General features: G+C 44.9%; 11 protein-coding genes and 2 pseudogenes. All 13 read left to right on the top strand.

Annotation, left to right across the window (positions count from 1 at the left end):
* Nucleotides 1-124: 124 nt before the first annotated feature.
* A pseudogene (locus tag ULO1_RS06935) lies at nt 125-298 on the top strand (ATP-binding protein); the annotation flags it as partial.
* A 20-nt stretch (nt 299-318) separates the two neighbouring features.
* Nucleotides 319-1,161: a hypothetical protein gene (locus ULO1_RS06930; protein WP_079907822.1), complete on the top strand. Its 843-nt coding sequence runs from the start codon at nt 319-321 to the stop codon at nt 1,159-1,161.
* Nucleotides 1,161-1,508, top strand: a complete 348-nt coding sequence (locus ULO1_RS06925) for a hypothetical protein (protein WP_079907821.1) — start codon at nt 1,161-1,163, stop codon at nt 1,506-1,508. Before ULO1_RS06930 ends, ULO1_RS06925 begins: the two co-directional genes overlap by 1 nt.
* Nucleotides 1,495-1,956: a hypothetical protein gene (locus tag ULO1_RS06920; protein WP_078665341.1), complete on the top strand. Its 462-nt coding sequence runs from the start codon at nt 1,495-1,497 to the stop codon at nt 1,954-1,956. The genes ULO1_RS06925 and ULO1_RS06920 overlap by 14 nt, the downstream gene beginning before the upstream one ends.
* Before the next feature lie 118 nt (nt 1,957-2,074).
* Entirely contained in the window at nt 2,075-2,257 is a 183-nt protein-coding gene (locus ULO1_RS14535; RefSeq protein ID WP_143312000.1) for a hypothetical protein, read from the top strand.
* Complete coding sequence (locus tag ULO1_RS06910) at nt 2,250-2,582, top strand: hypothetical protein (RefSeq protein WP_078665339.1); 333 nt, start codon at nt 2,250-2,252, stop codon at nt 2,580-2,582. Before ULO1_RS14535 ends, ULO1_RS06910 begins: the two co-directional genes overlap by 8 nt.
* Before the next feature lie 14 nt (nt 2,583-2,596).
* The gene (locus ULO1_RS06905; protein ID WP_079907819.1) at nt 2,597-3,010 is read left to right on the top strand and encodes a hypothetical protein; all 414 of its coding nucleotides are present in this window, start codon (nt 2,597-2,599) and stop codon (nt 3,008-3,010) included.
* Nucleotides 3,011-3,210: 200 nt separating this feature from the next.
* Nucleotides 3,211-3,720 carry a zinc ribbon domain-containing protein gene (locus tag ULO1_RS06900; RefSeq protein WP_079907818.1) on the top strand — a complete coding sequence of 170 codons (510 nt, stop codon included), beginning with the start codon at nt 3,211-3,213 and terminating at the stop codon, nt 3,718-3,720.
* 175 nt (nt 3,721-3,895) lie between these two features.
* Entirely contained in the window at nt 3,896-4,291 is a 396-nt protein-coding gene (locus tag ULO1_RS06895; protein WP_079907816.1) for a hypothetical protein, read from the top strand.
* Nucleotides 4,292-4,325: 34 nt separating this feature from the next.
* On the top strand, nt 4,326-4,946 hold the full coding sequence (locus tag ULO1_RS06890) for a hypothetical protein (RefSeq protein WP_079933244.1): 621 nt from the start codon (nt 4,326-4,328) through the stop codon (nt 4,944-4,946).
* A gap of 77 nt (nt 4,947-5,023) precedes the next feature.
* Nucleotides 5,024-5,641, top strand: coding sequence for an MBL fold metallo-hydrolase (locus tag ULO1_RS06885; RefSeq protein WP_079933243.1), 618 nt, complete (start codon nt 5,024-5,026; stop codon nt 5,639-5,641).
* 17 nt (nt 5,642-5,658) lie between these two features.
* Nucleotides 5,659-5,769 (top strand): RCKP-type rubredoxin-like domain-containing protein, encoded by a 111-nt coding sequence (locus ULO1_RS15390; protein ID WP_078665333.1) that lies wholly within the window; start codon nt 5,659-5,661, stop codon nt 5,767-5,769.
* 62 nt (nt 5,770-5,831) lie between these two features.
* Nucleotides 5,832-6,301 (top strand): annotated as a pseudogene (locus ULO1_RS06875) (hypothetical protein); the annotation flags it as partial.

Below are 6,301 nucleotides of genomic sequence, written 5' to 3'. Positions count from 1 at the left end.
GTTTTGCGCTAAAAACCCTTTCCTATACACCTTTTTCTGGGGTAAATTTATTTTCGTCCTTCCGCTAATCCCTTGGCCTGTCAGGATTATCTGACAACGCAATTAGCTCAAAAAGGATCTACCCTATATTTTTGACCGTTTATATCGAGCAGATGCTTCCCGCGCTCGTTCTACCGGAGGTGCCGGTATCGGTTTGGCTATTGTCAAGGCTATTGTAGAGGCTCATCAAGGGAAAATACAGGTTACCAGTGAGGTGGGGAAGGGGACAGAAGTTATTGTAACCATACCCAATAAATAAAAACAAAGGAGGAAAAAAGAATGAGGGTATTAAAGTGGATTTTGGGGTCGTTAATTGTTGTTTTGGTAGTAATTGTCGCAGTGGGAGGAGCTTTAGTAGGGTTCAATCACGGTAATTCCAATGGGCATAATGTAGCGCAGCAACAGAACCAGGACCAGATGCAAGAACAGATACCGAAAGAAAAGCCAAAAGATGCCAGCGAACAAACCCCCAAGATTATTGTTAAGGAAATCGCCGCTCCGGAAGAGACTTTGAAAAAAATGGAGGAAGCAAATTCAATTATTAAACAGGGAGCAGAGTTGATTTTAGGTGGGCAAATGTATGATAGCCAGCCACAGGCGGGAGATTTGCCCGGGGAGAAGAATGGGGGACAGACGAAAAAAAGTGATGGGGTTGATATGGAGAAAATCCATACCGGTATTTACAAGATGGCCCAGGGGTTAACTTTGCTGGATATAGCGCAAAAAGCAATGGCTCAGGATATAAACCAAACCCGGCAAGCCGGAGTAAATTACTACCTGGTTCAACCGCAACAGCCTCAATCCTATTACTATCCAGTATATCCTTATCCGGTCCAACCTTATCAGAACTATGTGCCATATCAATATCCCGGTACCCAGCCCAATATCCAGCCCAATACCCAACCCAATACCCAATCTAACAATCAGATGGCCAGCGGACATCAGAACGCCAGCCATACAGGAGGATTGGGTGGTTTAGCTAACTTACTCAACGTCAATTCAGTAGTATACGTAATTTATGGAATCTTGTTCTTATCTCTGTTCGGTATTTTTGCTTCCCTGGTCGGGTTTATTAACAGCCTGCTTAAGCCCCAGGCGCAGGCAGGAAAGAGTGATGTCTGATGCTAAGTGAACTGAAAAATAATGAGCTCATAAGGGTCTTGCTGGTACTGGTACTAGGATTAATCTTTTTTGATTTACTCTTTTCCCTGCTCTTCGGTCCCAATCAGATGATGGTCAAATATACAGGGATAATTAACGTTGTTATCCAGTTATTAATGCTTGTTCTGGTAGGAATGTTTATTTACGGGTTTTACAGTTTGCTGAAAGAACAGGCTGGACCGCTGTGGCAACAATTAGTTAGGCAGGTGGACAGCAGGAGGGTGTGTCTAAATTGTGGGCAGAAATTGGGGAACCACTGGAATTGTTGTCCCTATTGTGGGAGTGAGGCGGCAAGTGAAAGAAATTAAGCTTGATTTTCTCCTGCACTGGTTGTATGCAGTTGTCTTCGGTTTATTGCTGATTAGCGGCCTGGTGTTGATGGGGGCTAAAACTGGCTGGTTGATGGATTATCAACTGGCCTGGGCCGATTATTTACACCGGACTCTGGCCGCAGTATTTATACTGCTGACTCTAGTCGCCGTTTTCATTGAGGTAACCAAGTTATCAGGTCATTATCAGGGAAGTACTGCCTGGCTGGTGGTAAAAAAATCAGGGATGGGTATTTTCGTACTGGTATCAACATTACTTTTTGCCTTCAGCGGAATTTTGATTTGGGTTTGTGAAGGTTTTTCTCATGTTACTCTTGCTTTTGCAGTAGTAATCCATGATCTTTTAACCCTTATTTCAGTGCCGGTAATAATTTGGCACATATACGATAAGGCCCACGGTTTACCGCTGGAACTGGGGGAAGGATAAAATGTTAAAAAAAAGCTGGTATAAATTATTAGCTTGGTTTAGTGCTACTTTTTATTTTTTTGTCATGACCGGAGTGATTATATCCCTTTTTAGTCCAGGACCGACGGAGGAACAAACGATGAGGTGGATGCATGGCATGATGAGTGCCATGCATAACTCTCTCATGGGCTGGGCTTTAGAAAATCATGGTTTTGTCAGTGCCTTGTTGACCAAAACCGGAGCTCTGGTATTCCCGGCGATTTTTGCCGGAGCCTTTATTGGGGCCATCCTCAAGATGAGGAGGGTGCGAAAGAATGGATAAAAAATCGAGTTTTTGGATTCTGGTGATTTTATTTGGCTTTCTAACTTTGGCCGGTTTGTTTGCTAACCGGCAAAACCTGTCGGAACAGATGACCGGTATGGGACTGAGTATGGGAGGGATGATGAAAGTCCATCATGCCGGGCAAATCACGCCAGCTATTTTACTAAGGCAGGGAGCAGAAGACCACGGTATGGGGAATTTATCCGGACACCATCTATTAACATCATTGCTGGAAGGGATGGCTTTTTTGACTACTGTGGCAATATTTTTGCTTGTACCTATTTTAGCCGGTGGAGTGGTCTTGTTGTTAGTACTTTGGTTTTAGCGGGGTGAAAGGATATGTATAACCTGGCTCAGGTGGGAAATCTATATGTTTATTTAATGATAGTGGTAATGGTAATTGGTCTGGGGTTGCTGGCATTGAAGGCAATTGACCGGACGCTGGTCTGGGCTGAACCAGAAACTGGAAAAAGAACAAGTCGTTCTAAAGGGCAACAGCCACAATGGTTACGGCTTGCCTATATTTCAGCTGCGTTTTTGTTTTTGAGCGTATTTTCGTTAGGAGTATTACAAACTCTTGGAGCAGGACAGGAGAATCATAATCATGGCAGCAGTAGTAATTTTTCGCCCGTAATGCAACCGGTTAATTATGGCGCTATTATTGCGAATATGGATTGGCAGTTGGAAGTTATGGAGAATCAGCTTAATCAGATGGAAAAAATTTTTTTCGCAGATTTTTCCCATTCTCCATAAAAACTCCATAACGTTGTTTTAGGATTAAACTAGAGCAAGAGAAGAAAGGAGGTAATGGTATGAACAACAAGGGAATGATTGCTGCAATTGTAGTCGTTTCCCTGGCGATCATAGGCGCAATTGGATATTTCATTCATCATTTGTCTACAGGACAAATGTAAAGAACTGCTGACTTTTCTACAGAAAGGCAGGTGACAGGGATGGGTAAGCCACAAGAAAACAACACCAACTGGAAAAATGCAGTAATTGTGTTAGGTGGGGTACTTTTATTATGGTTGATTTTTTCCCAGATATCTTCAACTCCAGGAACGTATAGGGAATATTTACCAGGGACAGCGGCTACAGGTGTAGCTATAGGAGGATTATTATTTGGTTTGATCAATTTAACAATCAAAATTTTATGGATACTGGTTCTGGTAGGGGTTCTGGCAGGATTGTACGAATGGGGTAAACAGTATTTGGCCGAGTTTAATACTATCGATTTCAGTCTGCTTGTGGACAAAATAAAGGGGAATCAATTGGTATGCCCCAAATGCGGAGAACGCTTAACGGAAGAATTTCGTTTTTGCCCCCGGTGTAAAGAAAGTTTGAAAAAAGACTGTTTCCAGTGTGGTAAGGAATTATTGGCCGGATGGGAATACTGTCCCAGCTGCGGCCAGGCAATAGAAAACAACAAAGAGGGGGGGAAGAACAATGAACAAGTGGTTTAAATTAGCCTTGTTTTCCTTCATTGCGATAATCATCTTAAACCTTATCCTTGATCTGTTTTTCGGCCCTTGGGGTTTCATTAATCAAGGCGGGCATATGAATTATATGCCGTATGGTCGACCAATGCATAACTATTACCAGATGCCAATGCATTAAAGAAAGGAGGTGTTGAAGAGTATGGAGAACAAGTGGCTTAGATTGGCGGTAGTCTCCCTGGCAGGCCTGGTTTTCAGTATTCTGGGCTTAAATTTAATCCAGGCCATATCAGGTGGTGACAGTAGCGCCCATGGCGGTTCGGCAATGGTACACGGACAACAGGGAGCTGCAGTTGTTCAGTACCAGGGTCAGGCATTTGAAGGTTATCCCAATCACAACTATATGGGGAATATGCCTCAGCACTTCCAGATGAACCAGGGGCAAGCAGAATATTACAATAATATGTTGCCTGCTATGTACTACAACATGCAAATGATGAGAATGCAGATGCAGCAAATGCGGCAGACGCTACATCAATTACACGAGCAAATGAAAGCCAATATGAATAGCGGTATGTCCAATATGCCTATGATGTAAGTCAAATAGAAGTAAGTAAAAGGAGGAATGGACGATGATGATGATGATGGGCGGAATGGGCGGTTCTGGCGGCTCTATGGACAACATGGGAATGGATATGGATATGATGGGTTCTATGTCCCAAGGACAAATGCCAATGGACCAAATGGCAATGGGGCCTATGTCGATGGCTCAAATGCCGATGGGGCCAATGCCAATGGAACAAATGGCGGCGGGACAAATGCCCATGGGGCACATGCCGGTATACGGGCAGTTCAACATTTCCGGCAGTGTGGGACATATGCCTTATGACCCAAGTGTTATGACTGGCATGGCCAATCACATGCAGACCAACGCATCAGGTTTTGGTTTGCAAAACGGGGATTTTACCGGATTGCTGACAGGGATTTTCAATTTTGCCATATACCTATTTGCCATTTTATTGATTGTTGGATTAGTAGTGGGGCTGGTAGTCTTTTTGAAAAAGTATCTCACCGAGGGAGATAACAAGAGTGTATTCTTTAAAAACAATCAGGCCCGGGCTTATTGTGTCAAATGCGGAAAGGGCTTGAATGCTGACTGGCAGCACTGTCCTACCTGCGGAACTACTGTAAACAGGGTACAAACTGTAAATGAAGCCCCAAATACCCCTAATGCTGAACCACAAACTGTGTAATAATGGACAAGGCCGCTGAATTTTGAAAGCGGCCTTGTTTTTTGTTATGATTAATAAAGAAGGAGGGTGAAAAGGAAATGATTTTTACCTGGTTTCCCGTGGGTATGTTGGGAGCCAACTGTTATCTGCTCGGCGATAAGGAAAGCCGGGAAGCGCTGGTTGTGGATCCAGGTGGGGATGTCCCCCGGATTCTGCAGGAACTGAACAAACAGGGGTTGAAGCTGAAATATATCGTTAATACCCATGGGCATTACGACCATGTGGCTGGCAATGACCAGTTAAGGGAAGCTACAGGAGCCGAGGTGCTAATCCACAGCCTGGATGCGGAAATGCTGACCAGCAGCCGCGGGAATCTATCCTTGCTGATGGGGTTTAATCTGGCCCTCAAACCAGCCGACCGGACCCTGGCAGAGGGGGATATCCTTCGCCTGGGGGAAATTGAGTTGAAAGTTCTGCATACCCCGGGCCATACACCCGGCGGTATTTGCCTGTTAGGGGCTGGTTTTGTCATCGCCGGGGATACTCTCTTTGCCGGCAGTATTGGCCGCACCGATTTTCCCGGCGGCAGTTATACCCAGCTGCTGCAGTCCATCCGCAACCGTTTACTGACCCTGCCCGATGAGACAGAGGTATATTGCGGGCATGGGCCTCAGACTACCATTGGGGAAGAAAAGGTCAGCAATCCTTTTCTCTAAGAAGGAGGTGAGCGAAGATGGCCGTATTCCAGTGCACCCAGTGCGGTTATGAAAAGGAAGGGCGCTGTAAGCCGAAAAAGTGTCCCCAGTGCGAGGGCAAAGACACCTTTGTCAAAAAGGAACAGTAATGTGATGTAAAACACAGGACCACTCCCTGCTATCTGTTATAATGATGGTGGGGGTGGTTTTTGTGTTGAAGGGAGATTTAGCGACAACGGCAATGGGCATTATGCCCCACACCGACATTGAACAAGCTCTGGATCTGGCTTTGTCCCTGGATATTCCGTTCTGGCCGCAATTGCCTAAAGTGAGTTACTATGAGGATATGTATGTACAGATTACCGAGCATTTTCCCGGCATCAGCATTGACGAGCAGAACCAGAGGGTAAATTTCAGTCTGCCAGCTTTTTATAATGAACTGGAGAATTATCTTTTGTTGACAGAAGATGAAAATAACTTTACTTTGACAGAAAAATATTCTGTGGTTTACCGCCGTTTTCTGGCCCGGGATTTAAAGTCTTACCAGGCTATTCGGGGCCAGGCTATTGGTCCGGTCAGCATGGGCTTGAAAATCACTGATGAGGAGCGTAAGCCCATCATCTATCATCCAGAAGTGCGGGAGCTCTTATTCGATTTCGTGGCCCGCAAAGTGAATGTCCA

Origin of the sequence: Carboxydocella sp. ULO1, assembly GCF_002049255.1 — a bacterium.
In the GTDB taxonomy this organism is placed as follows: domain Bacteria; phylum Bacillota.
Note: the sequence above shows the minus strand (reverse complement) of the source record. Positions and strands in the feature narration are given on the sequence as shown.